Origin of the sequence: Fuscibacter oryzae, assembly GCF_016765795.1 — a bacterium.
Lineage (GTDB): Bacteria > Pseudomonadota > Alphaproteobacteria > Rhodobacterales > Rhodobacteraceae > Fuscibacter > Fuscibacter oryzae.
Map to the genome: position 1 here is coordinate 301,677 of NZ_JAESVP010000001.1, position 25,764 is coordinate 327,440.

Genomic DNA, 25,764 nt, shown 5'->3' on the forward strand with positions numbered 1-25,764 from the left:
CTATCTTGATCTCGCAAGAACCAGAGCAGCGCCGTTGAGCCTTTCCTCTCTCACCAACCAGATCGCCCGCAGCCTCACCTCCCTCGCCGGGGGTGAACCCAGCTTGCGGCTGGGCGTCACCGGCCTGTCACGGGCGGGCAAGACGGTGTTCATCACCGGGCTCGTGGCGAACCTCCTCGACCGCGGCCGCATGCCGCAACTGCGCGCTGCCGCGCAGGGCCGGATCGAGGCGGTCTATCTGCAACCCCAACCCGACGACACGCTGCCCCGCTTTTCCTATGAGGATCACCTTGCCGCGATGACCGGCGATGACCCGCACTGGCCCGACAGCACCCGCGCCGTCAGCGAATTGCGCCTGTCGTTCCGCACCCGGCCCACCGGCTTTCTGTCGGGCCTGACCGGCCCGCGCGTCCTGCATCTCGACATCGTGGATTACCCCGGCGAATGGCTGCTGGACCTTGCCCTGCTGGACAAATCGTTCGACGACTGGTCCGAGGCCACCCTTTCGCGCATTGCAAACCGCCCCGAGGCCGCCGAATTTCTCGCCACTGCCCGCGCTGAGGATGGCGCGCTGCGGCTGGATGAGCAAAAGGCCCAAACCCTCGCCGCCCTCTTCACCACCTACCTGCGCGCCGCCCGCAAAAAGGGCTGGTCTGACTGCACCCCCGGCCGGTTCCTTTTGCCCGGAGAGCTGGAGGGCAGCCCCGTCCTGACCTTCGCCCCCCTGCCCAAGCCGGCGATGACCCCGCGCGGCAGCCTGTGGCGAGAGATGGCGCGGCGCTATGACGCCTACCGCGACAAGGTGGTCCGCCCCTTCTTCCGCGAGCATTTCGCCAGGATCGACCGCCAGATCGTGCTGGCCGACGTGCTGGGCGCCATCCACCACGGCCCCTGGGCTGTCGAAGACCTGCGCCGCACGCTGGCCGAGGTTCTGGGTGCCTTTCGCCCCGGCCAGAACTCGTGGCTTTCGGGCCTGCTGGGCGGCCACCGGGTTGAAAAAATCCTGTTCGCCGCCACCAAGGCCGACCATCTGCACCACGAACAACACCCCGCCCTGACCATGATTACCGAGGCCCTGTTGCGAGAGGCCAAATCCCGCGCCGATTTCGCCGGGGCCGAAACCATGGCCCTGTCGCTCTCGGGCCTGCGCTGCACGGTTGAGGACCGTTTGGGAGAGGGCAATCTTCCCGCCGTGCGCGGCCGCCTGTTGGAAAGCGGCAAACAGGCCCTGATGTATCCCGGCGAATTGCCGTCCGATCCCAACCGCCTTTTGTCTCCCGCGCGTCAGGGTGCGGAAAACTGGCTCGATGCCGATTATGGCCTGATGGCCTTTGCCCCCGCCCGCACCTCCCTTCGCCCCGGTGAAGGCCCGCCCCATATCCGGCTGGACCGCGCCGCTGAATTCCTGTTCGGGGATGAACTCTGATGCGCCCCAAGATCATAGCCGAAATCACCCCCGCCCTGCCCGGCGACGCCCCCGCATTGGCTCGCATCCTTGGCGACTGGGTACGCGAGACCGGCTGGATGCGCGTCCTGCATAGCCGCGACGAAGACCTTGCCCACCTGCGCCGCCGCATCGCCCTTGGCGGTGTCCGCATTGTCCACCTCAAGGGACGCCCCGCCGGGTTCATCGACCGCGCGGGCGCAGAAATCCTGTCGCTCTACATCACCCCCCATGCTCGCCGCCAAGGGTTGGGAAGTGCACTGTTGGCCGAGGCGAAAGAGGCCGCCCCCCGCCTGACCCTGTGGACCTTCCAAGCCAATACCCCGGCCCGCACCTTCTGGGCAGCCCAAGGCTTTGTCGAGGCCGAAAGCACGAGCGGCCAGAACGACGTGGACCGGAACGACGAAGGCCTGCCCGACATCCGCCTGACATGGAACGGAACCGCCTGAATGGCCGCCAAAGCCGAACTTCCCGACCCCACCCTTCCCCGCCTCGCCCGCCCCGCCATGGTCGAGCTGGATGACACAAACCCCGCCGACCCCGGCCTTGCCGACGCCCCGCCCGAGGCCGAAGGCCGCGCCATGCTGGCCGCCGCACGGCTGGCCACGCGCCGCGCATCGCCACTTACACGCTTTGCCATGTGGGTGTTTTCGGCCCTGTTCTCGCTGGTCCTGTCGGTCGCGGCCTACAACTTTGTTACCGGCCTTCTGACCGCCAATTCGGTGATCGGCTGGATGGCCTTTGTCCTCGTCGGCCTTGCAGTCGTGGTCCTGATCCTGCTGGCGATCCGCGAACTTGCCGCCATCTTCCGCATGGCCCGGCTGGACCGCCTGCGCCAGCGCGCCGCCGAGGCGCATGTGAAGGGTGATCTCAAAGCCGCCCGCCTTGTGACCGCCGACCTGAAATCCCTCTACTCCTCCCGCCCCGACCAAAGCTGGGGCTTGGCCCGTCTGGCCGAGCGGGAAGGTGACATGATGGACGCCGACGCCCTTTTGAACCTGACCGAGACCGAACTGATGGCCCCGCTCGACCGCGCCGCCTTGGCCGAGGTCGAGGCGGCGGCGCGGCAGGTTGCAACCGTCACGGCGCTGGTGCCGATGGCGCTGGCCGACGTGGCCACCGCGCTGTTTTCAAACCTGAAAATGATCCGCCGCCTGTCCGAGATTTACGGCGGCCGTTCCTCGACCCTTGGCAACCTGCGTCTGATGCGCCGGGTGTTCACCGCCCTTCTGGGCGCGGGGGCGATCTCGCTGGCCGATGAACTGATCGGCGGCTATGCCTCGGGTGGTGTCCTTGGCCGCCTGTCGCGCCGCTTTGGCGAAGGGGTCGTCAACGGCGCCCTGACCACCCGCGTCGGCATTGCCGCAATGGAGGCCTGCCGCCCGATGCCCTTCACCGCCCAGCCCCGGCCCGGCACCACTGCCACCACCAGCCGCGCGCTGGCAGGCTTTCTGAATCGGGCCAAAGAGGCCCAGTCCTGAATTCCTTCCTCTTGGCCCAAATACTCCACGGGGGTGCGGGGGTGCGGGGGTGTGAACCCCCGCCGCCAACAGATCAACCCCGGCGCAACTGCGGCAGTCTGCGCGCCGCTCAGCCCGGCCCCAGCGTAAAGCACTCCATCCCCTTGGCCTGCAACCGCAGGCAGGCGCGCTCGGCCTCCTGCTGGCCAAGGCCCAGGAAATTCGCATCATACCCGCCGCTTTTCTGCACGATCTTGCGCAGGCTTTGGCCCAGCGTCTCGCCTTCGGACAATTGGGTTTTCATCAGAACCTTGTCGGCCTGCGACCAGCTATTGTAGCGCCCGATGTTGATGCCCCAATGCCGCCCGCCAGAGGTAGAGACCTGCGTCACCACCTCTTGCTGGGGCTCCACCTCGGCGGCGGCAAGCTGTTCAGGCACCGGATCGTCATAGATCGGCGCGCGGCGCTTGGCCGGACGAACCGAGGTTTCCATCAGCGCGACCGGCGCCACTTCGGTCTTGGCCGTCACCCGCAGCGGCGCGGGCACCTCGGCAGCGGCGACGGTCTCAACCGCGGCGACATCGGCAAGCACCTGCTCCAGCGGTAGGGGCGGTTCCAAGGGCTGTGCGGCAGCCACTTCCAGCGCCTGCGCATCAAGCGTAGCGGGTTCGGGCGGCGGGGCCGCAGCCTCTGCCACCGCGCTGGCGATGGAATCGGCAATGGCATCCACCTGCTCACTCGCCGCCGCAACCGTTTCATGGTCAGGCCGTGACAAGGGCCGCTGAGAGGCCGCCGGGGCCATCACCACGCGCAGGGTCTTGCCCGCCCCGCCCTCGACCTCTGGCAGATCCTCATCGACATCATCCGCCGCCATCGGCGCATTCGACGCCACCAGCTCTTCATCCGCCGGGCGGGCCGGAACCGGGGGCTGCACCGTCACGTTGCGCTTGGCCTTGGCAAAGCCCAGATCCAGCAGATCGGCCATCTTGGCGTTGCGCATGTCGGTCGAGGTGCCGCCAAACACGGTCGCAATGATCCGCACGCCGTTACGCTCGGCCGAGGCGGTCAGGTTGAACCCCGCAGGCACGGTAAAGCCGGTCTTGATACCATCGGCGCCGGGATATTTATCCAGAAAACGACGGTTGGTGTTTTGCACCGTCGCCATCCCCGCATCTGTCGAACGGCGCGAGAAGATGTTGTAATATTGCGGAAAATCGTAGAACAGATGCCGTCCCAGAATGGCCATGTCATGCGCGGTGGACAAATGGCCCTGCGCCGTCAGCCCGTTGGCATTTTTGAACGTGGAATTGGCCATGCCCAGCTTTTTGGCCGTGCGCGTCATCCGGGCGGCAAACTTGTCCTTGTCGCCACCGATGGCATCGCCCAGCGCCGCCGCCGCGTCATTGGCCGATTTCACCGCCGCAGCGCGGATCAGATAGCGCACCTGAATCTTTTGCCCCGCCTTCAGCCCCAGCCGGGAAGGCGGCTGTGCGGCGGCGTTCTTTGACACCGTGACCATGCTGTCCAACGACAGGCGGCCCGCCTCGATTTCCTGAAAGGTGATGTACAGCGTCATCATCTTGGTCAGCGAGGCCGGATGCAGCCGCGTATCGGCATTTTCCGAATACAGCGTTTCGCCCGTCCGGGCGTCCATGACATAGGCCGCATAGGGGGCCGCGCCGGTTTCCTGCGGACCAGCACAGGCGGCAATGAAAGACATGGCCACAAGGACCATGAACTGCCGAATGAACTGCCCCAGCCAGGAGGTCACCTTGGTGATCATCTGCTCTGCCTCGTCTCGCGGCTTCGTTCGTGCGAAGTCGCATTATTTGGGTCAGGGTAGCACAGCAGAAATTGCCCGAAAACCCCTTTATTTCAAAGGGTTTTCGATTAATCCTAATGCTGTCGCCCAAGGCGCGGAAGCTATATGTAGTGGCTAGCAGCCACCTTACCCACCAGATCGGCCAGCCCGGACAGGCTTTCCAGCGTGTGAAACCGGCGCTCGCCCTGTGGTGGATCGGCGGATTCCAGCGCCCATGTCAGGCCATGTGGCACATGCACGCCCCAGCCCCCTGCTGAAATCATGGGCAGAACATCCGATTTCAACGAGTTGCCAACCATCATCCCCTGATCGGCCCCGGTGCCGTGGCGGGCAAAGATTGTCCGGTAAACATCTGGCTTTTTGTCGGACACAATCTCCACCGCCTGAAACAGATCGCCCAGACCAGATTGCGCCACCTTGCGCTCCTGATCCAACAGATCCCCCTTGGTGATCAGGATCACGCGGTATTCTGCCGCCAGCGCCGTCACCGCCTCGCGCGCATGGGGCAACAGGTTGACCGGATGGGCCAGCATCTCGCGCCCCGCCGCCAGAATTTCGCCAATCACCGTTGCGGGCACCCGGCCATCCGTCACCTCGATGGCGGTTTCGATCATCGACAGGGTAAAGCCCTTCACGCCAAAGCCGTAACGGTCCAGATTGCGCCGCTCTGCCGCTAGCAGCCGGTCATGCAGATGGTCCGGCGCGGCATGGTCGGCCAAGAGGTTGGTGAACCGCTCTTGCGTCAGGCGAAAGAAGCTTTCGTTCTGCCACAGCGTGTCGTCGGCATCGAATCCGATAGTTGTCAGCATTGTTTCCCCCTTGGGCGCAGGGTTTGCCGGGCCAGACCCTTTTCGCAAGCCGGAAAATCGCTATATTGTCGGCAGAACCCCACCCCGCCGAATCCTTCAGTCCGAGGCTGCCTTGCCCTTTCGCACCCCCGTCATGTCCGACAAAACGCCCGGCGGCCCCGGCAGCGATGCCTCGGTGCTGACCAAGACCAAGCCAAAGACCCAGCGTCCGCCGCTGTACAAGGTCATGCTGCTGAATGATGATTACACGCCGATGGAATTCGTGGTTCATGTGCTGGAACGGTTCTTTGGCCTAAGCCACGCGCAATCGTTTGAAATCATGCTGACGGTTCATAAAAAGGGCCTCGCGGTCGTGGGTGTGTTTTCCTACGAAATTGCCGAGACCAAGGTGGCGCAGGTGATGGATTTTGCCCGCCGTCACCAGCACCCGCTGCAATGCACCATGGAAAAGGAATAGGCCGCATCTGGCCTGACCATGCGCTCCACCCGACTAGAGATGGCCCTGGATCAGGGCGCCTTCGCGCCGCCTGCGGGCGATATTCTGGTGCTGCGCCCGCGCGCGGGCGACGATCTGTCCGCCCTGTCGCGCGACAGGGTTGTGGTTGAAACCGGCTTTCGCCCCGACCATGACCATTTCACCGCCAAGGGGTATCGCACCACCGGTGGCCCCTTTGGCAGCGCCGTCATCTGTCTGCCGCGCGCCAAGGCCGCCGCGCTGGCGCTGATCCATCAGGCGATGGCCTCGGTTCCTGCGGGCGCGCCTGTTCTCTTGGACGGCCAAAAGACCGACGGCATCGACCCGGCCATCAAGGCCTGCCGCGAGGCGGGGTTTGACATGGGCGAGTCGCTGTCAAAAGCCCATGGCAAGGCGATTTGCCTGACGGCCGCCCCCGCCCCCGCCGGTTGGGCCGCCCCCCCCCGCGCGGTTGAGGGCGGGTTCGTCACCCTGCCCTTCTGCTTTTCCGCCGACGGGCCGGACCGCGGGTCGGCGCTGCTGGCCGCCGTCCTTCCCGACCGCCTGCCTGCCCATGTCGCCGACCTTGGCGCTGGCTGGGGGTATCTGGCGCGCGCGATCCTGTCGCGCCCCGGTGTGCAGCACCTCGATCTGGTCGAGGCCGAAGCACAGGCGCTGGATTGCGCGCGCCAGAACGTGCCCGATCCGCGCGCGGCCTTTCACTGGGCTGATGCCACTGCCTTCAAGCCAAAACACATGTGGGATGCCGTGGTGATGAACCCGCCCTTCCATACGGGCCGAGAGGCAGAGCCAGATCTTGGCATCGCCTTCATCCGCACCGCGCATCGCTACCTTGCGCCCTCGGGCACGCTGTGGCTGGTTGCCAACCGCCACCTGCCCTATGATCGCACACTGACCACGCTGTTCCGCCAGATCGAAGACATCGGCGGCGATGCCACCTTTCGCCTGACCCGCGCCGCCCTTCCCATCCGCAGCCGCTGAGGTTTCCATGTCCTTCTCCATCGACGGCAAGACCGCCATTGTTACCGGCTCGGCCAATGGCATCGGCCTTGCCATCGCCCGCCACTTCCTTGACCGGGGCGCGCGGGTGATGTTCGCCGACATGGACGAGGAGCGGCTGGAGGCCGAGATTGGCGCCGAGGCCCGCAGCGAAGGGGCGGTGCGCCTGTTCGCGGGCGATCTGCGCGACAAGCTGACCATCGCCAACCTGCTGTCGGCCACGATTGATGCCTTTGACCGGGTGGATATTCTGGTCAATGCCTCGCGCAAGGTCGTGTTCGCCAACCCGCTGAAACCCGGCGAGGATTGCGTGGACGAGATGATCCAGCAAAATCTGATGACCGGGCTGCGCCTGTCGCAGATGACGGCAAAGCGGATGATCGCGCAGGCGCCCGAGGATGGGCCGGCGGGGGCCATCATCAACCTCTCGTCCATCGCCGCACGGCGGACGCAGGCCAATATGATGGGCTATTCCATCGCCTGCGCGGCGGTGGAACAGATGACCCGCTCGCTGGCCATGGCGCTGGCGCCGCACCGCATCCGGGTGAATGCGGTGTCGGTGGGTTCGGTCATGTCGGCCAGCCTGCAAACGGCGCTGAAGGAAGATCCCGCCTGGCGAGAGACGATCATTGCAGCCACCCCCCTGGGCCGCATCGCGCCCGCGTCAGAGGTGGTGGAGACGGTGCAATACCTCGCGTCGGACGCCGCATCCTTTGTGACAGGGCAAGTGATTTCGGTCGATGGCGGGCGCGGCGTGATCGACGCCGCGATGCCCCCCGCGCATTAAGGCCCCTCCCGCCAGCCCATGTCCGGGCGGATCAGGAAACGCACCGCGCATCCCCGCCCGTGCGCGACATGTCCGCTGGAGACGGTTCCACCAGAACACCCAGAGGCCAGCGCCCGATCCGAGCAGGCGAGAAGCGCCCGCCGGGGGCGGGTCGGGCGCAGGCCGGGCCTTATGGGTCCGGCGGGGCAACCTGCTGTTGTATGGCATGGCGAAGGCGATGGCCTTCGCCAGACCGAGCGGGGTGATCCATAGGACTCAGACCGAATGCAGCCCCGTCCCAGACTATCCCACCCTATTCCGGGTACTGCGCCCGGCACTGCGCCACAGCGCTGGCCGAGGCGCGGGCCAGTTCGTTGCGCTTGGCCTTCAGCCCTGCCAGCTTGCGCCCTTCGGCGGCCAGATCGATCGCCACGGCCTTGCGGGTGGTGCGGGCCTTTTCGTCCATGCACATGCGCGGGGGGCGCGGCTTTTGCCCCTCTGCTGCGGGTGGGCCGTACCAGCACGGCTCCCACACCGGAACGTAGACGGTGGTTTCCTCATAGGCATAGCCGCGCCGGATGTTGCCTTCGCTTTCCGCGATCAGGCGATCCAGCGTGCGCTGATCCCTGATCGCACCATTGATACAGCGTTCCTGCGGCGTACCACAGGCGGCCAGCAGAATCAGCAGGGGCAAGGCAAAACGCTTCATGACACACTCCTAAACCTTTGCCGCAGTATACCCCGCCCGCTCCGATATGCCATATCAGCCGCGTTGAGCCTGCCCTGCCCCGGTGCTAACAGGGGGCTGAAAAACCGGAGGGGCCGATGCCAGAACCGTTCACCACCGAAAAGGCCGCCGCCGCGCAATGGTTCCGCACCCTGCGCGACCAGATCGTTAGCGCCTTCGAGGCGCTGGAGGATCTGCCGGGCCAAGGCACCCCCGGCCGGTTCGAGGTGACGCCCACCACACGCCCCGATGGCGGCGGCGGGTTGATGAGCGTGCTGCGCGGCGGCCGGGTCTTTGAAAAGGTCGGCGTCAACTGGTCAGAGGTGCATGGCACCCTGGGAGAGCGGGCGCAAAAGGCCATGGCCGCGCGCGGCGTGCCGGGCATGGACAGCGATGCCCGGTTCTGGGCCAGCGGCATCAGCCTTGTCGCCCATATGCAAAACCCCCATTGCCCCGCCGTTCACATGAACACCCGCATGCTCTGGACACCGGGCGCCTGGTGGTTCGGCGGCGGGGCCGACCTGAACCCCTGTCTGGAATACCCCGAGGATACCGCCCATTTCCACGGCCAGATGCGGGCCGCCTGCGATGCCCATGACCCCGGCTATTACCCCCGCTTCAAGGCTTGGGCGGATGAGTATTTCTTTGTCCCCCACCGCGGCCGGGCGCGCGGCGTGGGTGGCATCTTTTATGACGATCTGAACACCGGCAACTGGCAGGCCGATTTCGCCTTTACCCAATCCGTAGGCCGCGCCTTCCTGCCTGCCTTCCTGCCGGTCACCGAACGCCGCCTTGGCACCGTCTGGTCCGACGCGGACCGGGAAACCCAGTTGATCCACCGTGGTCTTTATGCCGAATACAACCTTGTCTATGACCGGGGCACCAAATTCGGCCTTGAAACCGGGCATGATGCCAACGCGGTTCTGATGAGCCTGCCCCCGATTGCGAAATGGACCTGAGGGAAAGACCATCATGGCGGACGTGACGATCAAGGCAGCGTATGCCACCGTGGCCGAAGACGAAGGTTTCCGCTTTGTCGGCTTTGTCGAGGGGGATGACGAAGGCTATGCCCTGTTCCGCCAGCCGCTTTCCGGTGGCCCGGTGTGGTTTGAGCTGAACGACGAAGATTTCGGCGACGAAGATGCGCTGGTTTCCGTCACCGCCACTGACAAGGGGCTGGAGATCGCGCTGATCCCCGCCATGGCCCCGCGCTTTGGCTGGGCCAGCAGCGTCTCGGTCAAGGCAGGCGCCCGGTGTGACGGGCGCGAACAGGCGTTTGCCGCGCTGCGCGAAATGCTGGGCGCGCTGTGGCACGAGGCGTAGCAAATTCCTTCGAAGGAATTTGGGCGCTCAATTGGTCAGCAGGTAATAGCTGTTCAGCTTTGCCCCGTTGTTCTGCACTGCCACATGAAAATAGCCGTTCCAGGCCGGGGTAAAGCTGCATGACATCTTGTCCGACCAGCTTACTTCAAAGCAGATCGTGTTGCCGTTCTCATCCGTGACCAGCACATCAAGATTGGCGTCGCCATCGCCGATCACAGCCACCTCGGCATAGGATTCGCCGTAAAATGGCACCTGCCACACATCGGTCTGGCCCGCAGACAGGGCCGACAGGGTTTGAGACGCCCCGCCCATGCGGCCCCGTGTTCCCTCGGCCTCGGCATCCTCGACCAGACCGGCAAGGGTTTCATCCTCGCCCGCCAGTTCGCGCGCCTTGGCCAGCATCGCCTTGGCATCCACTGGCGCGCCGGTGCCGTCTTCCTGCCCGGCAAGTGCAGTGCCTTCGGTTGTCTTGCTGCGCTCGACGGTCTTGGCATCGACCGAAGCGGCCAGCCGTGCCGCTGTCAGCACAGACAGGGCATCCTTGCGCGCCAACCCGATCTGAAACAGCTCTTGCGCCATGGCCAGCGTGACCGCCCCGCCCGGCGCTGCCACCGGGGCATTGGCCACAAGGTTGGGCTTTTTCTCCTCGGCCCAGACCGGCATGGCCGCTGCAACAAGGCAGGCAGACAGCAGCGCAGTCAAATTCACGGTGGTCTTCATGGCCCGGACACTCCTTTGGCAAATGCCCGATGGGCGATGCGCACCAGCTTTGCATCGCGCGCCGGGCCGGGGCAAGCAGGTGCGGATTGCGATTTCGCACCAAGAAATGCCGCAGCCCCGCTTTCCCCCGTCGCCACACCGCGCTAGCCATGTGCGGGAAGGAGATACCCATGACCCCGCGCGACATTCTTGCCCGCCTGCTGGCCTTTGACACCGTATCATCGCGCCCGAACATCGACCTGATGCTGTGGGTGCAGGGCCTTTTGGCCGAAGGCGGAATTGATGCCGTGCTGATCCCCGATGCAGGCGGCGGCAAGGCCAACCTGTACGCCACGGTCGGGCCACAGGGCATGGGCGGGGTGATGCTGTCAGGCCATACCGATGTTGTCCCGGTTGAAGGCCAGCACTGGACCAAGCCGCCCTTTGCCCTGACCGAAGAGGCGGGCCGCTATTACGGCCGGGGTGCCGCCGACATGAAGGGCTTTGTTGCCTGCGCCATCGCCGCAATGCTGGATGCCGCACAGCGCCCGCTGAAGGTACCGCTGCATCTGGCGCTGTCTTATGACGAAGAGATCGGCTGCATGGGCGTGCGCAGCCTGATCGACATGCTGCAAGGTGCCCCGGTGCGGCCCCGGTTCTGCATTGTGGGCGAACCGACCGGAATGCAGGTGGCCACCGGCCACAAGGGCAAGGTCGCGCTGCGGGCCACTTGTGTGGGGCGAGAGGGGCATTCGGCCCTTGCCCCGCTTGCGCTGAACGCGCTGCATCTGGCGGCGGATTTCGTCAACCTTGTGCGCGACACCCAAGGGTTTGTCGTCGAACACGGGTTGCGCGACGGGGATTATGACGTGCCCTATTCCACGCTGCATGTCGGCAAGCTGAATGGCGGCGTTCAGGTCAATATCGTGCCCAATCATGCGGTTGTGGATTTCGAAATCCGGTCGCTGGCGGGTGAGGATGTGGATCGCCTTATCGACATTCTGCGCATCGGAGCCGAGGACATCATCGCCCCCCTGCGCGCAGACTTCCCCGAGGCGGAGATTCGCATCGAACGGCTGTGGGATTACCCCGGCCTTGGCACGCCGTCAGAGGCGGCGGTGGTCAATTTCGTCAAGGGCCTGACAGGGGCGAATGGCACGATCAAGGTGGCCTTCGGCACCGAAGGCGGGCTGTTCGATCAGCGCCTTGGCATTCCCACCGTGATCTGCGGGCCGGGGTCGATGGCGCAGGGCCACAAGCCGGACGAGTTTGTGGCGGTCGAGCAGATGGAGCGTTGCGAGGTGATGCTGGCTGCATTGATCGGGCATCTGGAAGCCGGCATCTGACCGCACAGGTTTCGTTTTTCTGCACAATAGCCCTGTCGTTTTGACGATCAAACGCATCATTTCCGCCAGCTTGCCCGGCGCTTTTGTTTGGTTAGCCGCCTAATCTGACCAAAAGGTCATGTGGTGGAGAGCAGGATGACATTCACGAAAATCGCGGTGCTGGGTCTGGGCAAGGTTGGCCATCTGGCGGCGGAACTGCTGGTTGACAGCGGGTTTCAGGTGACCGGCATTGACGCGCGCGCAGTCAATGCCCCCTTTGCCACCAAAGCGGTCGATCTGTCGGACACCGCCGCGCTGAAAGACACGCTGGCCGGGCAAGAGGCGGTGCTGTCCTGCCTGCCCTACCATCTGAACATCGGCGTTTCGACCGTGGCCCACGCCCTTGGCCTGCATTACTTTGACCTGACCGAAGATGTGCCCACCACCCGCCACATCCGGGAACTGGCCAAAACCTCCAAAGGCCTGATGGCCCCGCAATGCGGCCTTGCGCCCGGTTTTGTCGGCATCGTCGCCGCCGATCTGGCGGCGCAGTTTGACACCGTCCGCTCGATCCGCCTGCGCGTCGGCGCCCTGCCGCAGAACCCCACCGGCCTTTTGGGCTATGCCTTCAACTGGTCGCCAGAGGGCGTTGTGAACGAATACCTGAATGATTGCGAGGTGATCGAGGAGGGCGTTCTGAAAACCGTCTCGGCCATGGAATGGAACGAGGCGATCTATATCGACGGCATGCAGCTGGAGGCGTTCACCACCTCGGGCGGGCTTGGCACGATGTGCGAGACCTATTTGGGCAAGATTGAAAACCTTGACTACAAGACCATGCGCTATCCGGGCCATGTGCGGCTGATGAACTTCTTCTTCCACGAACTGCTGATGCGCGAAAACCGCGCCGAGGCGGGCCGTATCCTGACCAACGCCAAGCCCCCGGTGGATGAGGATGTGGTTTACGTCCATGTCGCCGCCGAAGGCCGGGTGGATGGCCAGTTGCGCCGCAAGGAATTCGTGCGCAGCTACTACCCGATTGAAATCGGCGGAAAATCCCGCACCGCGATTGCCTGGACCACCAGCGCCTCGGTCGTCGCGGTGATCGAAATGGTGCGCGGCGGCGCGCTGCCTGCCAAGGGGTTCCTCAAGCAAGAGGAAATTCCCCTGAAACCCTATCTGGCAACCCGCACCGGCGGCTATTACACCACCGGCCACAAGGCGCGCCACGCCTGAACCACAGGTGCGTGCTTTGCACGCACTCCTTCCTACCCCCGTGGCGCCGCAGCCCGCCGCAGCCGGTCGTTGATCGCCCGGCCAAGGCCGGTCTCGGGAATGGGTGCGATGGCGATGGTGCCGCCCGGCCCCGCCAGCGCATCAGCCTGCCGCAACAGGTGGAACAGGGTCGCGGCAGCCTGAACCAGATCGCCCGTCGGCGACAGGTTCAGATCGGCAGCACCAGGGCCAAAGCCAAGACGCACCTCTCGGGGGCGCGGGGCATCGGCATTCAGCCGCACCGCCGCACCGGGGGCATAGTGGCTGAGAAGCTGGCCCGGTGCGTTGGGTTTTGCAGCATCGCCACCTGCCGCGATGGGGCCAAGTAGCGCCTCTAGCGCCTCGACCGGCACACCACCGGGGCGCAGGAGGCTGGGCGGTCCGTCAAGGCCCAGAATCGTCGATTCCACCCCCACCGCACAGGCCCCGCCATCGACCACCGCTTCGATCCGGCCATCCAGCCCTGCCAGCACATGGTCGGCCCGGGTCGGGCTGATCTTGCCCGAAGGGTTGGCCGAAGGTGCTGCCAAAGGCCCACCAAAGGCGCGCAGCAGCGCCTGCGCCACCGGATGGGCGGGCACGCGGATTGCCACGGTCGGCAGTTCCGCCGTGACCAGCGGCGACAGGCCCGCATCGGCGCGCAGGGGCAGCACCAGCGTCAGCGGGCCGGGCCAGAAGGCCGCCGCCACCGCGCGGGCGCGGTCATCAAACAGTGCCAGCCGCTCTGCCGCTGCAAGGTCGGGCACATGGGCGATCAGCGGGTTGAAGCGCGGTCGCCCCTTGGCCTCGAATATCCGGGCAACGGCAAGGTCACTGGTCGCATCGCCGCCAAGGCCGTAGACCGTTTCGGTCGGAAACGCGACCAGCCCGCCCGCCCGCAGCAGGGCGGCGGCAGTCTTGATCCCGTTAGGATCAGCCAAAAGTCGCAGGGTTTCGGGCATGACGTGACGTAGCGTTCACTGTTGAAGGATGGGGCGCGGCGGGTAGTGTTGGCGCAACGCCCTTATCCGGCCCCATTACCCGACGCAGGCCCCCTTGCCAAGTCGCCCGAACGGAGACTGCCATGCCCTACCGCGCCCCGCTGTCCGATTTTCGCTTTTTGCTGGGCAGGGTGGTCGGCTTTGGTCAGGTCGCGGCCACCGACCTTTTCGCCGAGGCGCAGCCCGAAACCGTCGAGGCGATTTTGTCCGAGGCGGGGCGTCTGTGCGAAAACACCCTCGCCCCCCTGAACCGGGCAGGGGACAAGGAACCTGCGCGGCTGGAAAACGGCGTCGTGCGCACCTCGCCCGGCTATGCCGACGGGTATCGCGCCATTACCGCAGGCGGCTGGGTCGGCATTGCGGCGGCACCGGAAAATGGCGGCATGGGCCTGCCGTTGACGCTGGCCACCTGTGTGAACGACATGATGGGGTCGGCCTGTCTTGCGCTGCAACTGAACCCATTGATGACGCAAGGCCAGATCGAGGCGTTGGAGCATCACGCATCGGATGCGATCAAGGCGCTCTATATCCCCAAGCTGATTTCGGGCGAATGGTGCGGCACCATGAACCTGACCGAAGGTGGTGCTGGCAGCGATGTGGGCGCCCTGCGCACCAAGGCCGAGCGGAACGGCGATGGCACCTATGCCGTCACCGGGCAGAAGATCTTCATCACCTGGGGTGACAACGATTTTTCCGGCAACGTCTGCCACCTCGTCCTTGCCCGCCTGCCCGATGGCGCGCCGGGAACGCGCGGCATCAGCCTGTTCATGGTGCCCAAGTTCCTGCCCAATGACGATGGCAGCCTTGGGCCGCGCAACAGCCTGAAGGTCGTCAGTCTGGAACACAAGCTGGGCCTGCACGGCAGCCCCACGGCGGTGATGAGCTATGAGGGTGCCACCGGCTGGCTGATCGGCAAGGAACACGGCGGGATGGCCGCGATGTTCACCATGATGAACAACGCCCGCCTTGGCGTGGGCATGCAGGGCGTTGCCGTGGCCGAAGCGGCATTTCAGCAGGCGCTGACCTATGCGAGCGAGCGCAAGCAGGGCAAGACCCCCTTGGGCGATGGCGCGATCATCGACCATGCCGATGTGCGCCGGATGCTGGGCCAGATGAAGGCCGAGGTATTTTCAGCCCGTGCCATTGGCCTCGCCTGCGCCGTGGCGCTGGATATGGCGCGCGCCACAGGCGATGCGGCATGGGCGGCACGGGCGGCCCTGCTAACGCCCATCGCCAAGGCTTATGGCACCGATGTCGGCAATGAGGTGGCCTATATGGGCGTGCAGGTCCATGGCGGCATGGGCTTTATCGAGGAAACCGGCGCAGCGCAGTTTGGCCGCGATGTGCGGGTGACGGCGATCTACGAAGGCACCAACGGCATTCAGGCGATGGACCTTGTGGGCCGCAAGATGATGGACGGAGGCGAGGCCGCCTTTCGCCTGCTGGGCGAGATAGAGGCGGCGGCGCGGGCTGCGCGCGCGCACCTGCCCGACCTTTCGACCGATGTCTGGAACGCCGCCGAAGGCTTGCGCGAGGGGACCGAGGCGCTGCTGACAATGGCCCCGAATGACCGCAACGCCGGGGCCGTGCCCTACCTGCGCGCCTTTGCCCGCGTCCTTGGCGCGCATTACCACCTGACCGCCGCGCTGGCCGATCCGTCCCGCCTGCCCCTGGCCCGCTTCATGATCCGCCGCCTGTTGCCCGAACATACCGCGATGCTGGCGCAGATGCGCGAAGGGGCCGAGGGGATCTATGCCCTGACGCCAGAGGCGCTGGTGGGGTAAAGGCGGAATGGTGCGTGAAATCACGCACCCTACGGCACGGGGCGAACGGGCGCGACCTTGGGTGGGCTGCGTGGTTTCACGGCCCCCTTGGCACGCCACTCTATTTGGGAAATGACATCCCCCATGTCGCCCCCCATGTCCAACGCCCTCACCTTCCCCTTCCCCGATGCCCCCGCCCCCGGCGCAGCGGTGCAGGTTGCCTCCGGCATCCTGTGGCTGCGCCTGCCGCTGCCGATGGCGCTGGACCATGTGAACCTTTATGCGCTGGACGATGGCCCCGGTTGGACCCTTGTTGATACCGGCATAAACAGCCGCACCTCGCGCACGATGATGCAGGCGCTGCTGGATGGCCCGCTGGCAGGAAAACCCGTTACCCGTGTGATCCTGACCCATCACCACCCTGACCATGTTGGCCTTGCTGGCTGGTTGCAAGACCGGGGCGCGGAACTGCTGGCCACCCGCACCGCCTGGCTTTATGCCCGGATGCTGACGCTGGATGTGCAGCCCAGCCTGACCCCGCAGGCCCGCGAATTCCTGATCCGCGCCGGAACACCGCCCGCCCTGCTGGCGAAACGCGAAGCCGACCGCCCCTTCAATTTTGCCGATGTCGTTCACCCCCTGCCCACCGGCTTTACCCGCATTGCTGAGGGCGACGTGATTCGCGCCGGGGGCCGCGACTGGCACATCCGCCTTGGCCACGGCCATGCCCCCGACCATGCGACGCTGTGGAGCGAAGACGACACCCTGATCATCGGCGGCGATCAGTTCCTGCCCGGCATCTCGCCCAATATCGGGGTTTACCCGACCGAGCCGCAGGCGGATCCGCTGGAGGACTGGCTTGCTTCTTGCCGGGCCTTCGTGCCCCATGCCCGCGACCATCACCTTGTGCTGCCCGGCCACAAGCTGCCCTTTACCGGCCTGCCCTTCCGTCTGCGCCAGATGGCCGAGAACCACGAACAGGCGCTGGCCCGGCTGACCGGCCGCCTTGCCACCCCGATGACCGCCGCCGAAACCTTCCCCGCCCTGTTCAAGCGCGAGATTGGCGAGGGCGATTTTGGCCTCGCGCTGGCCGAGGCGGTGGCGCACCTAAACTGGCTCTTGCGGCGGGGACTGGTTTCCCGCAGCCTGCGGGCAGATGGGGCATGGCTTTGGCAGGCGGGGGAAGAATGACATGGCGAAACTGACGCCCGAGGCCGATGCGGCGCTTGATGCCGCCGTCGCCAAGGCCGCCGACCTTCACCCGCCACAGGGCGCAATGACCGATGATCTGGCGCTGTTTGCGGGCACGCCCTTGCCAGAGCCCCAGGAAACCCCACTGGATCAGAAAAGCCCGGCCGAATGGGCACATGACCGATTGATCCTTTATATCCGCAACTTCGAACAGCAGCTTGACGCCGATCAAGAGGTGGCGATGGGCTTTGCAGGATCAGACGCCGGGGTTATCAGCATTGAGGGGATCGGCTTTTTCGCGCCCGACCTGCTGACCTTTTATGGCCGCGACCAAGACGGCATGAAAACCCAGCTTGTCCAGCACGTCAGCCAGTTGTCAGTGATGCTGCGCGCCGTGCCCAAGGCCGAACCCGAAGAACCCGCCCGCCGCATCGGGTTTCGCCTGACCACCGGCTGGCAGGGCGGTGAGGCAGGGGATGCGTCGGCCTGACACCGCCTACAGCACCTTGACCAGCCGGTAAACCACATGCCCGGTTTCGTCATCCAAACGGCTGACGCCGGTGGGCTGAAACCCCTGCCCTTCCCAAAACGCCCGCCCGCGCGGATTTTCCTGAAGAACGGCCAGATACAGCCGCGGGCAACCCTCCGCACGGGCCAACCCTTCGATATGACCCAGAAACTGCCGGCCATAGCCCCGGCCCCGCGCATCAGGATGCAGGATCATCAGGCCCAGATAGGCATCTTGCGGCTGCGGAAAGCCAAAGGACAATTCAGCCAGCCCCACCAGCGCGCCCTCTGCGAACAGCCCCAGCCGATGTGACCGGGCTGGGTCGCATCCCGGCGGGCCATCCGTGAAGAAATCGGCGGCCTTTTGCGGGCCGGGGGGGGCCCGGTCAGCCAGCAGCCAATAATCAGCGGCTTGCCGGTTGAACGCCTCGACCAGCGCCAAATCGGACAAGGGGTCAAGCGGGCGGATCGTCGGCTGCATCACAGGGCAACCTCAGCGCGGGGCATCATCGGCAAAGGCAATTCTCACGACCTCCAGCACCATGGCCCCTGCCGGGCGCCGCCATGTCACTTCGTCCCCGACCTCGGCCCCCATCAGCGCGCGCGCCAGCGGCGATTGTGGCGCGATACGGCCCAGGGCCGCATCCCCCTCATCCTCGCCCGTAATCTCATACTTGGTCTCGTGCCCGTCCTCATCAGCCACTGTCACCACCAGACCAAAGGCCACCGACCGCAGGTCATGCACCGCTGGATCAACCGGAATCGCCCCGCGCAGCCGGGCCTCCAGGTAACGGATGTCACGTTCGGCCGCCGCCTCGGGCAGTTTGTCCAGCCGTTCGGGGCGCGCGCGCAGGCGGGCCAGATCGTCCTGCACCTCTGCCAGCCGGACGCGCAAGCTGGCCAGCCCGCGCGGCGTGACATAGTTCGGATGCGGCGAAATCGGCAGATCTGGCAGCGGCTCCAGCTCTCCGGTGCCTTCCTTGACAAAGGCGCGGCTCATCGCACGATCACCTCCAAGGGATCATAAAGAATGCCCTGCCCCCAGGCGGCGGCAGGCAGGCTGTCGGGTTTGAACCTGATGCCTGCCAGATCGGTCCGGGCAAAGAACCGCCGTTCGGTCACCACGCCTTCGGGGTCGCGCCAGTCCGCACTGATCGCCCCGTGCAGGATCGTGCAGCGGAAATAGATATCAACCTGATGAAACCCGCTGGCGGGGTCGTGGAATTCATTCACCAGCGCCGGGTCGCCCACGCTGATGCGCAGCCCGGTTTCCTCGGCAACCTCGCGCACAAGGTTGTCGGGCAAGGATGCCCCCGCCTCAACCCCGCCGCCCGGCGCGCACCACAGGTCCGACACGCCGCCGGGATAGGCATTGACCAAGAGCAGCCTGTCCTGATGGACAATCAGCGCACGGGCAGCAAGGCGGGGAGAGCCGGGTCGGGGAGATCGCGTCTTCATCGCCGCAAGCTGGCGCGGCCTAGCAGCTTTGTCCAGCCCGTCGGACACAAGGCCGCCAAGAGGCCGGGGCAGAAGGCAACCTTGCCCCGCCACCACCGGCGCGGGGCAAAAGTGGATGCAACGCAACGGCATTTTGTCAGCCCTCACCCCAATGTGGCTTGAATCGCCGTCAAAAGGTGGCGATTTGTGTCTGGTCATGATCGGCGCGTGGCCCCGCAACGGTTCGCCCCGCCACCACCATCACCGCAGCGCCATTTCTGCGGATTGCCCCGGAGACGAGCATGAGGCTTTCTTGCAAAGCGATCCGCGTGGCAGGCAGGGCCGACACCTGCGCCCCGATGTGGCAAGGCGGGCGGGCATGAAGGCCCGACTGGTGGCCTTGATGGCTCTGCTGGCACCGGGTCCGGTGGCGGCGCAGGATTGCGTGGTGCTGCTGCATGGGCTGGCGCGCCATGCCACCTCTATGGCCCCGATGGCGGCGGCCTTGCGGGCGCAGGGCTATCATGTGGTGAACCGTGGTTATCCCTCGGCGTCGGCCCCGATCGAAGATCTGGCGCAGGGCATCAGCGACCGGGTCGCGGCTTGCCCTGCCGGTGCGCGTATTCATTTCGTCACCCATTCGATGGGCGGCATCCTGTTGCGGCAATGGCTGATCACGCAGCGTCCGCACAACCTTGGCCGCGTCGTCATGCTGGCCCCGCCGAACGAAGGGGCGCAACTGGTCGATCAGTTGCAGGCGCTGGCGCCCTTTCACTGGCTGAACGGTCCGGCGGGGGCCGAACTGGGCACCGGCCCCGCTTCGGTTCCCCGCGCTCTGCCGCCTGCCGATTTTCCCCTTGGCATCATCGCGGGGGACAGGTCGCTGAACCCGGTCTGGTCGGCGATGATCGAGGGGCCGAACGACGGCAAGGTGGCGGTGCGCGAAACCCGGCTGGCGGGCATGACCGACCATTTGGTACTGCCGGTCACCCACACCTTCCTGATGAACAACCCCACCGTCATTGCCCAGACCATCCTGTTTCTGCGCGAAGGCCAGTTCAACCATGGCCTGACCGGGCGCGATGCCCTGCGCATTGCCCTTGCACGCAGCTAGCCCCCCTGCACAGGATCACCGGGCCTATGCCCCGAAAGAGGCCGCCATGACCAGCAAACGGCTTTACGCCAATATCGCTAAATCCATCTCTCGTCTTTGCGGGCGGCCCGGCACCTTTCTGCTGGCCGTCTCGACCATTCTGGTCTGGATCGTGACCGGCCCGCTGTTCGGTTTTTCCGACACCTGGCAACTGGTGATCAACACCGGCACCACCATTATCACCTTTCTGATGGTGTTCCTGATCCAGAACACCCAGAATCGCGACACCGCCGCCATCCAGTTGAAACTGGACGAGTTGATCCGTGCCACCAGGGGCGCGCACAACGCCCTTCTTGATCTGGAAGAACTGGACGAAAAGGCGCTGGAAGAATTCCGCGACCGCTATGAAGAGCTGGCGCGCTCGGCCCGCACGCGCCGCGCCTCGGGGCTGGAGGATACCGATACTCCTGACGCCTGATCCGGTCAGGATCGCCAGACTCGCCCGGTTGGTCACATTGCGCTATACTGGGCGCTATACTGGGGTCATTGGAAAACAGGTGATGATGCCGATGCGCCTTGCTGCACTTTCCTCTCTGCTGTTGCGGTGCCTTGCGGTCGCGCTGGCTTTTGCCGTGTCACCCGTCCATGCCGGGGAAGGCCGCGTGGCGCTGGTGATCGGCAATGAGGCGTATGAGAACGCCCCACCGCTGGCCACTCCGGTCCGCGATGCGCAAGACATGGCCCGCGCTCTGCGTGATCTGGGTTTTGACGTGACGGTGCTGACCGATGCCAACCCCGATGTGTTCAAGGCCGTGCTGGGCGCCTTTGCCGCCAAGGCCGCAGGTGCAGATACGGCGCTATTCTATTATTCCGGCCATGCCTTTCAGCAAGGCGGCCTGAACCGTCTGGTGCCGGTCTCGGCCCGGCTGGACGATCCGGCCAAGCTGGCCGATGAAACCCTTGCCCTGAACGAGATTGCCACCGCGATCCGGCCCAAGGACGGGCAATTGCTGATCTTTCTGGATGCCTGCCGCACCAATCCCTTGCCCGATGCGCCGCAGGATGCGGGTCTTGCGCAATATGATGCCGGTTCCGGCAGTTTCGTGGCCTTTGCCACCGCCCCCGGTCAGGTCGCCTGGGACAAGGGGGCCGATGGTGCCAACAGCCCCTTTACCGGCGCGCTCTTGCGCCATGTTGCCGAACCGGGGCAAAGCCTGTCGGACCTGATGATCCTTGTGCGCAACGATGTCAGCGACCAGACCGGCGGCAAGCAGATCCCGTGGGAGCAGTCTTCGCTGCGCAGCCAGTTCCGTTTTGCCCCCGCAGGTCAGCCGGCGACCGAAGCCACCGCCCCCAGCTTTGACGCCCCCAGCTTTGACACTGTCGATGCCGATACCGTTCTGCTGGACGACACCGCTTTGGCAGAGGCCGATCCGGTTCGCCTTGCCGCGCTGTCCTCGGAAACCCGCAGCCTTGCGACCGTTGCCCCTGTATCCCCCGATGCCCCCCGGATCGCGGGATCAGATGTGGCGCCTGGCGGCGTGGCCCTGCCCGAAAACCTGCCCGAAGGGGTGCAGCAAGAGTTGAAGCGCGTCGGCTGCTATTCCGGCAAGGTCGATGGCGACTGGGGCAACGGCTCTCGCCGGGCGTTGGGGCGCTATTTCGATGCGGTGAAATCTGACAGCAAGGAAACCGAGCCGACGGCAGAGGTGTTCGTGGCCCTGACCAAAGCGGCAGAGAAAACCTGCAAGCCGCAGCCCGTGGCGGCCAAACCCGCCACCAAAAAGTCCGGCACCTCTGCCAAGAAATCAGCCCCCGACACCACGAAATCGAACGGTAACACGACCAAGAAGCAAGCGCCTGCCCAAGCCGCCCCCGCCCCTGCGCCCGAAAAGAAAGGCCCGCGCTGCAAGTTCCTTGTGGTGGCTGTGGTCTGTAGCTAGCCCCCTGCGCAGGCAGAGGTTCCCACCCTACCGCTCCTTGAGCAGAGGCACCACAGAGCTGCCGCAAGCACCGCCTTGACCTTTACAACGAAGGGGAAAGGAAGGCTTGCTGCGGCAAGCCCCCCGATCCGTCAGTCCTGCGAAATCACCGCATCGGCCGTGCGTGACCCTGCCACCGCGCGGCGGATGTTGGGCAGGTCGTTGCCGTCAATCCAGGCCCGCGCCGCCTCGGCCGTCTTGCCATGATGGGCCCAGCGCGCCACCAGCCTGCGGTCCAGTTCCGCCTCTGGCACGTCGATCCAGACCGTCAGGTCATAGCGCGCCTGCTGCCACGGTTCTTCATCCAGCAGCAGCCAGTTGCCCTCGACCACCAGAATCTTGTCCGCCGCTGTGACCACATCTGCCCCGGCGCGAGAGATTTCAAGATCGCGGTCAAACAGTGGAATCGCCACCTCATCCTCATGCCGCAGCCGGGTCAGCAGATGCAGAAAGCCATGCACGTCAAAGGTTTCCGGTGCGCCTTTGCGGTCTCGCTGGCCGCGCGCAATCAAGATGCCGTCATCATAGTGAAACCCGTCCATCGGCACCGCCCGCGCGCCTGCACCCAAGGCCTGCACCAAGGCCGCCGCCAGCGTTGATTTCCCCGCGCCGGGCGGCCCGGCCAAGGCCACCAGAAACCGCTTTTGCCCCGCCTCTTCTGCCCGCGCCCGGATTGTCGCCGCCAAGTCCTGTGGTGTCATGGCATCCCCCTTTTGGTCACCCTTGCCGATCCGCCCGGCGGGGTCAATCCGACCGTTGCCGGTCGAATTTTCTTGATTCCCCGCCCCTTGCCCCCCATCTGTGAGGAACCCGCCGCGAGAAAACCAACCCCGCCACGACGAGCGCCACGACGAGGACCGCCTGCCTTCATGCCCCTTTTCCTGATCGCAGCCCTGCCGTTTCTTGGCGCCCTTATGCCGGGGTTGACCATCCGCGCCGGGCGGTCGGCCTATGCGGTGGCATCGGCGGTATTTACCGCTTTGGCGCTGTTCGGCGTGCTGCAACACGCGCCCGCCGTGATGGCCGGGCAGGTCGTGACATGGCGGATGGACTGGTTGCCACAGGCGGGCCTTGCTCTCAGCCTGCGGCTGGACGGGCTGGGGTTGCTGTTTGCCGGGCTGATCCTTGGGATCGGCCTGCTGATCCAGCTTTACGCCCGCTTTTACCTGTCGCCCGCCGATCCGGTAGGGCGGTTCTTTGCGTTCCTCATGCTATTTCAGGGCGCGATGCTGGGCATCGTTCTGTCAGGCAACATCCTGATGATGGCCGTGTTCTGGGAGATGACCTCGCTGTCATCTTTCCTACTGATCGGCTATTGGCGGCACCTGCCCGGCGGCCGTCAGGGCGCGCGGATGGCGCTGGCCGTTACCGGCGCGGGCGGGTTGGCGATGCTGGCCGGGTTGATCCTGTTGGGCCAAGTGACGGGAAGTTATGAGCTTTCGGACATTCTGGCCAAGGGCGATCTGGTGCGCCAAAGCCCGCTGTACCGGCCCATTCTGGCGCTGATCCTGCTGGGCGCTTTTACCAAATCGGCGCAGTTCCCGTTCCATTTCTGGCTACCGCAGGCGATGGCAGCCCCCACCCCGGTTTCGGCCTATCTGCATTCGGCGACCATGGTGAAGGCCGGGCTGTTCCTGATGGCGCGGCTTTGGCCGGTGCTGGCGGGCACCCCGGAATGGAGCGTGCTGGTCGCCGGTGCGGGGCTGGTGACGATGCTGCTGGGCGCGGGCGTGGCGCTGTTTCGCACCGATCTGAAGGCGATTCTGGCCTATTCCACCGTCAGCCATCTGGGCCTGATCACCTTTCTTCTGGGCCTTGGCACCGAGGAGGCCGCCAGTGCCGCGATGGTGCATATCCTTGTCCATGCCAGTTTCAAGGCCGCCCTGTTCATGCTGGCGGGCATAGTGGATCACGCCGCCCATACCCGCGACATTCGCCAGTTGGGGGGCCTGCGCCGCCTGATGCCCGTCACCTTTGCGCTGGCGCTGGTGGCCACGCTGTCAATGGCGGGCATTCCACCCTTGAACGGGTTCCTGTCCAAGGAGCTGATGCTGGAGCAGGCGGCCCATGCGGGCACACCGGTCGCCTTGGCGGCCCTGTTCGGCGCGGCGCTGTCGGTCGCGTATTGCCTGCGGTTTCTGGCGGGCACCTTCCTTGGGCCAGAGCGCGCCGATTACCCCCATACCCCGCATGATCCCGGCCCCGGCCTGTGGGCCGCGCCTGCGCTGCTGGTGGCTGTGGTCATCGCCACCGGCCTTTTCCCCATGCTGCTGGCCCCCTTGGCCGCCGCCGCTGCCGCGGCAGTTACAGATGTGCCGCAACACTTGCATCTGGCGCTGTGGCATGGGCTGGGGCCTGCCGCGCTATGGATGTCGCTGGGGGCCATCGGGCTGGGCCTGACGCTATGGGGGGGCTGGCCGCGTCTTTCCTTGCTGCCTGCAATGCCCGAGGCGAAAACGATCTACGATCTGAAAATTGCCGCACTTGTCGCCCTGTCGCGCAGCGTGAACCGGTTGGTTGACCATGGCCGCCTTGCCCCACCCCTTGCCATCGCCAGTCTGACCATCCTTGACGTCGGCCTCTGGGCCTTCCTGACCGGCAGTCACACCCCCGGAACCCGTGCGCTGACACCGCTGGAACCCGCGCCGCTGGCTGGCTTTGTCCTGCTGGTGGCGGCCACCCTTGGCACCGTCGCCTTCCATCGCCAGCGGCTTTTGTCGCTGTTGCTGATCGGGATTGCCGGGCTGATGATCTCGGCCTTTTTCGCCTGGGCGGCGGCACCCGACCTTGCCCTGACCCAGATCACGGTAGAGGTGGTGACGGTTCTCCTCATGCTCCTCTCGCTGTCGTTCCTGCCCGCCCTGACCCCCGCCGAAAGCCGCGCCACGCGCCGGCTGCGAGATGGTCTGATCGCGGGGACAGTGGGCCTTGGGGCCGCCGCACTTACCTATGGCCTTCTGGTCCGCGACTTCGCGTTTCCAACAATTTCCGCCTTTCATCTGGCGAATTCCAAGCCCGGCGCGGGTGGCACCAATGCGGTCAACACCATCATCGTCGATTTTCGCGGCTATGACACCTATGGCGAAATCATCGTGCTGGGCATCGCCGCCTTGGTGATCTTTGCGCTGGCCGAGGTGCTGCTGGCTCCCGGACCCGCCAATAACCGCCTGCTGGCCCGCAGGCCGGACCCGGCCCGCGCGGGCGACCGTCATCCGATGATGCTGGTCGTCGTGACGCGGTTCCTGCTGCCCATCGCGCTGATGGTCGGGGTCTATATCTATCTGCGCGGCCACAATCTGCCGGGGGGCGGCTTTGTCGCGGGGCTGGTGGTGGCCATCGGCTTTTTGTTGCAATACCTCGCCTCTGGCCATGGCTGGACCGAGGCGCACCAGCGCGTCAACCATCATGCGCTGATCGGCGCGGGGGTGCTGGTCGCCTCGGCCACCGGCATCGGCGCGTGGCTGGCGGGCAGGCCATTCCTGACTTCGGCCTATGGCTATATCCACCTGCCGCCGCTGGAAGAGTTTGAATGGGCCACCGCTGCCGCCTTTGATCTTGGGGTGTTCCTGTGCGTGCTGGGGGCGGTGATGCTGGCCTTGGCCTCGCTGTCGCGGCTGGCGCAGCGCGGGGGCGAACGGGTGGCCCCCCGCGCCCATGACGTGCTGTCGGAAGAGGCGGAGAACTGAC

26 protein-coding genes are annotated in these 25,764 nt (G+C 65.4%); 17 read left to right on the forward strand and 9 right to left on the reverse strand.

Annotation, left to right across the window (positions count from 1 at the left end):
- Positions 1-34 precede the first annotated feature (34 nt).
- Genes JI744_RS01390 through JI744_RS01400 form a run of 3 tightly spaced genes read left to right on the forward strand, consistent with a single transcriptional unit; the run spans position 35 to position 2,925 of the window.
- On the forward strand, positions 35-1,426 hold the full coding sequence (locus tag JI744_RS01390) for a YcjX family GTP-binding protein (protein ID WP_202657552.1): 1,392 nt from the start codon (positions 35-37) through the stop codon (positions 1,424-1,426).
- Positions 1,426-1,893, forward strand: a complete 468-nt coding sequence (locus JI744_RS01395) for a GNAT family N-acetyltransferase (RefSeq protein WP_236019194.1) — start codon at positions 1,426-1,428, stop codon at positions 1,891-1,893. Before JI744_RS01390 ends, JI744_RS01395 begins: the two co-directional genes overlap by 1 nt.
- Positions 1,894-2,925: a YcjF family protein gene (locus JI744_RS01400; protein WP_202657554.1), complete on the forward strand. Its 1,032-nt coding sequence runs from the start codon at positions 1,894-1,896 to the stop codon at positions 2,923-2,925.
- A gap of 109 nt (positions 2,926-3,034) precedes the next feature.
- Here JI744_RS01400 and JI744_RS01405 read toward each other — a convergent pair whose 3' ends face one another.
- Complete coding sequence (locus tag JI744_RS01405; RefSeq protein ID WP_407927488.1) at positions 3,035-4,687, reverse strand: D-alanyl-D-alanine carboxypeptidase family protein; 1,653 nt, start codon at positions 4,685-4,687, stop codon at positions 3,035-3,037.
- A gap of 140 nt (positions 4,688-4,827) precedes the next feature.
- The gene (locus tag JI744_RS01410) at positions 4,828-5,535 is read right to left on the reverse strand and encodes an HAD family hydrolase (protein WP_202657556.1); all 708 of its coding nucleotides are present in this window, start codon (positions 5,533-5,535) and stop codon (positions 4,828-4,830) included.
- Positions 5,536-5,668: 133 nt separating this feature from the next.
- On the opposite strand from JI744_RS01410, the gene clpS reads away from it, so the two are divergent.
- From clpS to JI744_RS01425, 3 genes are read left to right on the forward strand one after another with little or no spacing between them, the layout of a single operon-like run.
- Positions 5,669-5,992, forward strand: a complete 324-nt coding sequence (gene clpS / locus JI744_RS01415) for an ATP-dependent Clp protease adapter ClpS (protein WP_202657558.1) — start codon at positions 5,669-5,671, stop codon at positions 5,990-5,992.
- Positions 5,993-6,010: 18 nt separating this feature from the next.
- On the forward strand, positions 6,011-6,991 hold the full coding sequence (locus JI744_RS01420; protein ID WP_202657560.1) for a class I SAM-dependent methyltransferase: 981 nt from the start codon (positions 6,011-6,013) through the stop codon (positions 6,989-6,991).
- Positions 6,992-6,998: 7 nt separating this feature from the next.
- Positions 6,999-7,796, forward strand: a complete 798-nt coding sequence (locus tag JI744_RS01425) for an SDR family NAD(P)-dependent oxidoreductase (RefSeq protein ID WP_202657562.1) — start codon at positions 6,999-7,001, stop codon at positions 7,794-7,796.
- A gap of 292 nt (positions 7,797-8,088) precedes the next feature.
- Here JI744_RS01425 and JI744_RS01430 read toward each other — a convergent pair whose 3' ends face one another.
- A complete protein-coding gene (locus tag JI744_RS01430; protein ID WP_202657564.1) occupies positions 8,089-8,484 on the reverse strand; it encodes a hypothetical protein in 396 nt (131 codons plus the stop codon).
- 116 nt (positions 8,485-8,600) lie between these two features.
- Between JI744_RS01430 and hemF the strand changes: the two genes are divergently transcribed.
- Entirely contained in the window at positions 8,601-9,461 is an 861-nt protein-coding gene (gene hemF / locus JI744_RS01435; protein ID WP_202657566.1) for an oxygen-dependent coproporphyrinogen oxidase, read from the forward strand.
- Positions 9,462-9,474: 13 nt separating this feature from the next.
- Entirely contained in the window at positions 9,475-9,825 is a 351-nt protein-coding gene (locus tag JI744_RS01440; RefSeq protein ID WP_202657568.1) for a hypothetical protein, read from the forward strand.
- Between the two features lie 27 nt (positions 9,826-9,852).
- Here JI744_RS01440 and JI744_RS01445 read toward each other — a convergent pair whose 3' ends face one another.
- Positions 9,853-10,545, reverse strand: a complete 693-nt coding sequence (locus JI744_RS01445) for a hypothetical protein (RefSeq protein WP_202657570.1) — start codon at positions 10,543-10,545, stop codon at positions 9,853-9,855.
- 170 nt (positions 10,546-10,715) lie between these two features.
- On the opposite strand from JI744_RS01445, the gene argE reads away from it, so the two are divergent.
- Together argE and JI744_RS01455 are read left to right on the forward strand one after the other, a co-directional pair.
- On the forward strand, positions 10,716-11,870 hold the full coding sequence (gene argE, locus JI744_RS01450) for an acetylornithine deacetylase (protein ID WP_202657571.1): 1,155 nt from the start codon (positions 10,716-10,718) through the stop codon (positions 11,868-11,870).
- Positions 11,871-12,005: 135 nt separating this feature from the next.
- Positions 12,006-13,085: a saccharopine dehydrogenase C-terminal domain-containing protein gene (locus JI744_RS01455; RefSeq protein ID WP_202657572.1), complete on the forward strand. Its 1,080-nt coding sequence runs from the start codon at positions 12,006-12,008 to the stop codon at positions 13,083-13,085.
- Positions 13,086-13,117: 32 nt separating this feature from the next.
- Here JI744_RS01455 and JI744_RS01460 read toward each other — a convergent pair whose 3' ends face one another.
- Positions 13,118-14,065, reverse strand: a complete 948-nt coding sequence (locus JI744_RS01460) for an L-threonylcarbamoyladenylate synthase (protein WP_202657574.1) — start codon at positions 14,063-14,065, stop codon at positions 13,118-13,120.
- Positions 14,066-14,187: 122 nt separating this feature from the next.
- Between JI744_RS01460 and JI744_RS01465 the strand changes: the two genes are divergently transcribed.
- From JI744_RS01465 to JI744_RS01475, 3 genes are all read left to right on the forward strand, one after another.
- The gene (locus JI744_RS01465) at positions 14,188-15,888 is read left to right on the forward strand and encodes an acyl-CoA dehydrogenase (protein WP_202657575.1); all 1,701 of its coding nucleotides are present in this window, start codon (positions 14,188-14,190) and stop codon (positions 15,886-15,888) included.
- Between the two features lie 135 nt (positions 15,889-16,023).
- The gene (locus JI744_RS01470; protein ID WP_202657576.1) at positions 16,024-17,058 is read left to right on the forward strand and encodes an MBL fold metallo-hydrolase; all 1,035 of its coding nucleotides are present in this window, start codon (positions 16,024-16,026) and stop codon (positions 17,056-17,058) included.
- Between the two features lies 1 nt (position 17,059).
- Positions 17,060-17,548 (forward strand): DUF6173 family protein, encoded by a 489-nt coding sequence (locus tag JI744_RS01475; RefSeq protein WP_202657577.1) that lies wholly within the window; start codon positions 17,060-17,062, stop codon positions 17,546-17,548.
- 6 nt (positions 17,549-17,554) lie between these two features.
- Here JI744_RS01475 and JI744_RS01480 read toward each other — a convergent pair whose 3' ends face one another.
- The 3 genes from JI744_RS01480 to JI744_RS01490 are packed head-to-tail and all read right to left on the reverse strand — an operon-like array spanning position 17,555 to position 19,023.
- Positions 17,555-18,046, reverse strand: a complete 492-nt coding sequence (locus tag JI744_RS01480; RefSeq protein WP_202657578.1) for a GNAT family N-acetyltransferase — start codon at positions 18,044-18,046, stop codon at positions 17,555-17,557.
- A gap of 12 nt (positions 18,047-18,058) precedes the next feature.
- Positions 18,059-18,565 (reverse strand): GreA/GreB family elongation factor, encoded by a 507-nt coding sequence (locus tag JI744_RS01485; protein ID WP_202657579.1) that lies wholly within the window; start codon positions 18,563-18,565, stop codon positions 18,059-18,061.
- Positions 18,562-19,023 (reverse strand): NUDIX domain-containing protein, encoded by a 462-nt coding sequence (locus JI744_RS01490; protein WP_202657580.1) that lies wholly within the window; start codon positions 19,021-19,023, stop codon positions 18,562-18,564. The genes JI744_RS01485 and JI744_RS01490 overlap by 4 nt, the downstream gene beginning before the upstream one ends.
- A 358-nt stretch (positions 19,024-19,381) precedes the next feature.
- Here JI744_RS01490 and JI744_RS01495 point away from each other — a divergent pair, with 358 nt between their 5' ends.
- The 3 genes from JI744_RS01495 to JI744_RS01505 all read left to right on the forward strand — a co-directional run bounded on the left by JI744_RS01495 (position 19,382) and on the right by JI744_RS01505 (position 22,038).
- On the forward strand, positions 19,382-20,116 hold the full coding sequence (locus tag JI744_RS01495) for an alpha/beta fold hydrolase (protein WP_202657581.1): 735 nt from the start codon (positions 19,382-19,384) through the stop codon (positions 20,114-20,116).
- Positions 20,117-20,162: 46 nt separating this feature from the next.
- Positions 20,163-20,573 (forward strand): low affinity iron permease family protein, encoded by a 411-nt coding sequence (locus JI744_RS01500; protein ID WP_202657583.1) that lies wholly within the window; start codon positions 20,163-20,165, stop codon positions 20,571-20,573.
- Positions 20,574-20,655: 82 nt separating this feature from the next.
- Positions 20,656-22,038, forward strand: a complete 1,383-nt coding sequence (locus JI744_RS01505; RefSeq protein ID WP_202657585.1) for a caspase family protein — start codon at positions 20,656-20,658, stop codon at positions 22,036-22,038.
- Between the two features lie 131 nt (positions 22,039-22,169).
- Here the strand turns inward: JI744_RS01505 and JI744_RS01510 are convergent, their stop codons facing one another.
- Positions 22,170-22,778, reverse strand: a complete 609-nt coding sequence (locus JI744_RS01510; protein ID WP_202657587.1) for a nucleoside triphosphate hydrolase — start codon at positions 22,776-22,778, stop codon at positions 22,170-22,172.
- Between the two features lie 168 nt (positions 22,779-22,946).
- On the opposite strand from JI744_RS01510, the gene JI744_RS01515 reads away from it, so the two are divergent.
- Positions 22,947-25,763, forward strand: a complete 2,817-nt coding sequence (locus JI744_RS01515; protein ID WP_202657589.1) for a monovalent cation/H+ antiporter subunit A — start codon at positions 22,947-22,949, stop codon at positions 25,761-25,763.
- Position 25,764 lies beyond the last annotated feature (1 nt).

Excerpts from the sequence above, each read along its gene's own strand:
- JI744_RS01395 (WP_236019194.1), top strand. The coding sequence starts at position 1,426 with ATGCGCCCCAAGATCATAGCCGAAATCACCCCCGCCCTGCCCGGCGAC.
- JI744_RS01400 (WP_202657554.1), top strand. The coding sequence starts at position 1,894 with ATGGCCGCCAAAGCCGAACTTCCCGACCCCACCCTTCCCCGCCTCGCC.
- JI744_RS01405 (WP_407927488.1), bottom strand. The coding sequence starts at position 4,687 with ATGATCACCAAGGTGACCTCCTGGCTGGGGCAGTTCATTCGGCAGTTC.
- JI744_RS01410 (WP_202657556.1), bottom strand. The coding sequence starts at position 5,535 with ATGCTGACAACTATCGGATTCGATGCCGACGACACGCTGTGGCAGAAC.
- clpS (WP_202657558.1), top strand. The coding sequence starts at position 5,669 with ATGTCCGACAAAACGCCCGGCGGCCCCGGCAGCGATGCCTCGGTGCTG.
- JI744_RS01420 (WP_202657560.1), top strand. The coding sequence starts at position 6,011 with ATGCGCTCCACCCGACTAGAGATGGCCCTGGATCAGGGCGCCTTCGCG.
- JI744_RS01425 (WP_202657562.1), top strand. The coding sequence starts at position 6,999 with ATGTCCTTCTCCATCGACGGCAAGACCGCCATTGTTACCGGCTCGGCC.
- JI744_RS01430 (WP_202657564.1), bottom strand. The coding sequence starts at position 8,484 with ATGAAGCGTTTTGCCTTGCCCCTGCTGATTCTGCTGGCCGCCTGTGGT.
- hemF (WP_202657566.1), top strand. The coding sequence starts at position 8,601 with ATGCCAGAACCGTTCACCACCGAAAAGGCCGCCGCCGCGCAATGGTTC.
- JI744_RS01440 (WP_202657568.1), top strand. The coding sequence starts at position 9,475 with ATGGCGGACGTGACGATCAAGGCAGCGTATGCCACCGTGGCCGAAGAC.
- JI744_RS01445 (WP_202657570.1), bottom strand. The coding sequence starts at position 10,545 with ATGAAGACCACCGTGAATTTGACTGCGCTGCTGTCTGCCTGCCTTGTT.
- argE (WP_202657571.1), top strand. The coding sequence starts at position 10,716 with ATGACCCCGCGCGACATTCTTGCCCGCCTGCTGGCCTTTGACACCGTA.
- JI744_RS01455 (WP_202657572.1), top strand. The coding sequence starts at position 12,006 with ATGACATTCACGAAAATCGCGGTGCTGGGTCTGGGCAAGGTTGGCCAT.
- JI744_RS01460 (WP_202657574.1), bottom strand. The coding sequence starts at position 14,065 with ATGCCCGAAACCCTGCGACTTTTGGCTGATCCTAACGGGATCAAGACT.
- JI744_RS01465 (WP_202657575.1), top strand. The coding sequence starts at position 14,188 with ATGCCCTACCGCGCCCCGCTGTCCGATTTTCGCTTTTTGCTGGGCAGG.
- JI744_RS01470 (WP_202657576.1), top strand. The coding sequence starts at position 16,024 with ATGTCCAACGCCCTCACCTTCCCCTTCCCCGATGCCCCCGCCCCCGGC.
- JI744_RS01475 (WP_202657577.1), top strand. The coding sequence starts at position 17,060 with ATGGCGAAACTGACGCCCGAGGCCGATGCGGCGCTTGATGCCGCCGTC.
- JI744_RS01480 (WP_202657578.1), bottom strand. The coding sequence starts at position 18,046 with ATGCAGCCGACGATCCGCCCGCTTGACCCCTTGTCCGATTTGGCGCTG.
- JI744_RS01485 (WP_202657579.1), bottom strand. The coding sequence starts at position 18,565 with ATGAGCCGCGCCTTTGTCAAGGAAGGCACCGGAGAGCTGGAGCCGCTG.
- JI744_RS01490 (WP_202657580.1), bottom strand. The coding sequence starts at position 19,023 with ATGAAGACGCGATCTCCCCGACCCGGCTCTCCCCGCCTTGCTGCCCGT.
- JI744_RS01495 (WP_202657581.1), top strand. The coding sequence starts at position 19,382 with ATGAAGGCCCGACTGGTGGCCTTGATGGCTCTGCTGGCACCGGGTCCG.
- JI744_RS01500 (WP_202657583.1), top strand. The coding sequence starts at position 20,163 with ATGACCAGCAAACGGCTTTACGCCAATATCGCTAAATCCATCTCTCGT.
- JI744_RS01505 (WP_202657585.1), top strand. The coding sequence starts at position 20,656 with ATGATGCCGATGCGCCTTGCTGCACTTTCCTCTCTGCTGTTGCGGTGC.
- JI744_RS01510 (WP_202657587.1), bottom strand. The coding sequence starts at position 22,778 with ATGACACCACAGGACTTGGCGGCGACAATCCGGGCGCGGGCAGAAGAG.
- JI744_RS01515 (WP_202657589.1), top strand. The coding sequence starts at position 22,947 with ATGCCCCTTTTCCTGATCGCAGCCCTGCCGTTTCTTGGCGCCCTTATG.